Annotated in this window: 3 protein-coding genes; all 3 read right to left on the reverse strand. The window is 70.8% G+C overall.

From position 1 onward, the window contains the following. Positions 1 to 68: 68 nt before the first annotated feature. Positions 69 to 1,607, reverse strand: a complete 1,539-nt coding sequence (locus A612_RS08975) for a polyamine aminopropyltransferase (RefSeq protein ID WP_019374163.1) — start codon at positions 1,605 to 1,607, stop codon at positions 69 to 71. Between the two features lie 9 nt (positions 1,608 to 1,616). Further along, positions 1,617 to 1,838 (reverse strand): DUF350 domain-containing protein, encoded by a 222-nt coding sequence (locus A612_RS08980; RefSeq protein WP_019374164.1) that lies wholly within the window; start codon positions 1,836 to 1,838, stop codon positions 1,617 to 1,619. Between the two features lie 97 nt (positions 1,839 to 1,935). Further along, positions 1,936 to 2,967 (reverse strand): DUF4178 domain-containing protein (locus A612_RS08985; RefSeq protein ID WP_019374165.1); only part of this gene is annotated, 1,032 nt, incomplete at its 5' end.

Below are 2,967 nucleotides of genomic sequence, written 5' to 3' on the forward strand. Positions count from 1 at the left end.
GCCACGCGCGCCGCGTGGTCGTGTCCCGGCACCAGCGCTCGTGCTGCATGGCGTGCAACGGCCCGGGCTCAGTGCCCGAGCACGCGCCCCCATTCGCGCTCATAGGTATGGACCAGCACCTGGTTGGACAGGCGGTTGACCTCGGCCGGCACGCGCGCCATGTCGCGCGGGAACTGCAGCAGCAGCGGCAGCGACGGCAGGTCCAGGAAGCGCAGCCCTGCCGGCAGCACCTCAGGCAGGCGCCAGGGCCGGCGCCCGGCGACCACGAAGCCCCACTCGCCGAAGCTCGGCACGTGCGCGTGGTAGGGCGTGGCCGCCAGGCCCACCGACTCGATGGTCTGCACCACCGTCCAGAAGCTCTGGCGCGCGACCAGTGGCGAGGTGGTCTGCACCACCGCGTAGCCGCTTGCCGCCAGCCGCCGCTCCAGCAGCGCGTAGAAACTGTTCGTGTAGAGCTTGCCGATGGCAAAGTTGGTCGGGTCCGGGAAATCCACCACGATCACGTCCAGCGGCGCCACCTCCGGCCTCTGCAGCCACTGGAAGGCGTCTTCGTTGACCACCTGCACGCGCGCGTCGTGCAGGGCGTCCGCGTTCAGCCGGCGCAGCATCGGGTTGTCGGCGAACAGCCGCGTCATGGCCGCGTCCAGCTCGACCAGGATGACGGACTCCACCGATGGATACTTCAGGATCTCGCGCACCGCCATCCCATCGCCCCCGCCCAGCACCGCCACGCGCCGCGGCGCGCCATGCGCCGCCATCGCCGGGTGCACCAGCGCCTCGTGGTAGCGGTATTCGTCGCTCTCGGCGAACTGCAGGTTGCCGTTCAGGTACAGCCGCAGGCCCTGGCGCCCGTGGGTGAGCACGATGCGCTGGTAGGGCGATGCGTGGCTGGCGATGATCCGGTCCTGGTAGAACTTGTCCTCGGCAAAGCGCGTGATGTGCTCCGCCCCCGCCAGCCCCGCGGCCAGCAGCAGCAGCACCGCCGCGCAGGCGAGCGCATGCGCCCGAAAGCGCCGCAGCTCATGGCGAAACAGCCACAGCGCCCACAGCGCCACCGCGGCGTTCATGAAGCCGAACAGCAGCCCCGTGCGCACCAGCCCCAGCTGCGGCACCAGCAGCAGCGGGAAGGCCAGCGACACCGCCAGCGCCCCGAGGTAGTCGAAGGTCAGCACCTGGCTGACCAGGTCCTTGAGCTGCACGTTGCGCCGCAGGATCCGCATGACCAGCGGGATCTCCAGCCCGACCAGCGTGCCCACCAGCCCCACCAGCCCGTAGAGCAGCACGCGAAAGGCCCCCGGCACGTGCGCGTGCGCGACGAACAGCACCGCCGGCAGTGCCCCGCCGATCAGCGCCACCAGCAGCTCGATGCGCAGGAAGTGCGCCGGCAGCTGCCGCTCGAAATAGCGCGACAGCCACGAGCCCACGCCCATGGCGAACAGGTAGGTGCCGATGACGGTGGAAAACTGCAGGACCGAGTCGCCCAGCAGGTAGGAGGCAAGCGCCCCCGCGGCCAGCTCGTACACCAGCCCACACGCGGCGATGACGAAGACGCTGGCCAGCAGCGCGATGTCGATGGGGCGCGGCCCCGGGGCTTCCGCCGTGCGCAAGCGCGCGCCTCAGTGGATCGCCGCGGCCACGATGATGCTCACCCCCAGGCACATCGCCGCCACCACCACCCCGAGGGCGACGTTCTGCTTCTCCACGATCTCGGCCCACAGGTCGGTGGGCGTGAGCTTGTCGATGATGACGAAGCACAGCCAGAAGATCAGCACGCCGATCAGCGCGTACAGGATCGACCCGAGAAAGGCCGCCGGCCGGAGCCATTCGATTCCCATCATGGTGATTGCTCCTTGCAACACAGGTGCCGGCCAGGGGCGGCCGGGCAAGACAAAGAAAGGCGCCGCGCCGGACGGGGCGGCAGGGCGGCGGCGGGCCTCACTTGTGCCCCCCGCCCGAGGTGTAGCCGCCCCAGGAGCCGCCCGTGCTGCGGTAGCTGCCGCCGGGCGAACCCGAGCAGTTGCTCATCAGGCTCAGCACCACCACCAGCAGCACCAGCGTCAGCACCATGGTCGCCCAGCCCGGCCCGCCCGTGATGGCGCCCACCGGCCCCGCGTCCTGGCGCCGGAACAGCCCCGCACGGTCGCCCAGCTTGAAGGCCTGGGCGACCACCAGGCTGTCGATGCGCTGCCCGTGCGACCAGGTGACCTCGCCCGGCGTCTGCTCGCGCGACAGGATGCCCTTGCCATCGACCGCGGCGAAGTCGCTGTTGCTCGACTTCTGGCCGCGATAGACCGGCCAGTAGAACTCGCCCGCCACGTAGTTCGTCTCCGCCAGGTAGGTGGAGGTGAGCCGGTAGCGCCGCCCCAGGTAAGTGGCGGTCTGCGTGCCCTCGCGCCAGGCGGGCGCGCCGCTGGTCGGGCGCACCAGGCTCCAGCCATCGCTCGCATCCACCAGGAAGACGAAGCCGCGCTGGCGGTGGTAGAGCAGGTACTCCTCCCAGCCGAAATGCTCGTCGTCGCCCGGCTCGACGCCCGTGCGGTGTTGGAAACCCACCACCTGCCAGGAAACGCCCTCGAACTGCCCGATGCTGCCCAGCGGAATCAGCGGGCGGATGGTCTCCTGCTGCGTCACGTAGCTCAGCTCGGCGCCCAGCCCGCGCGTCAGGTCGATCAGGCTGCGGCAGGACGGGCAGGTGCAGCTCTTGCTCGCATCCAGCTGCACCTGCACCGGCGCGCCGCAGTGCGGGCAGTCGAACTGGCGCCCGGCTTCCTCGCGCACCGCCTCGCCGTCCCTGAGCCCCTTGAGCTGCAGCGCGTGCAGCTCGACGCTGCGCCCGCGCTGCACCTCGGGCGGCTGCGCGCCGAAGTCGATGGACAGCACCTCGCCGTCGCTCGAACGCAGCTCCACCACCGGGAAGGGCTCGCCCAGCGGCGGCAGCGCCGGCAGCTCCCCTTCGGCCGCCAGCAG

Source organism: Melaminivora alkalimesophila (genome assembly GCF_000282995.1).
Lineage (GTDB): Bacteria > Pseudomonadota > Gammaproteobacteria > Burkholderiales > Burkholderiaceae_C > Melaminivora > Melaminivora alkalimesophila.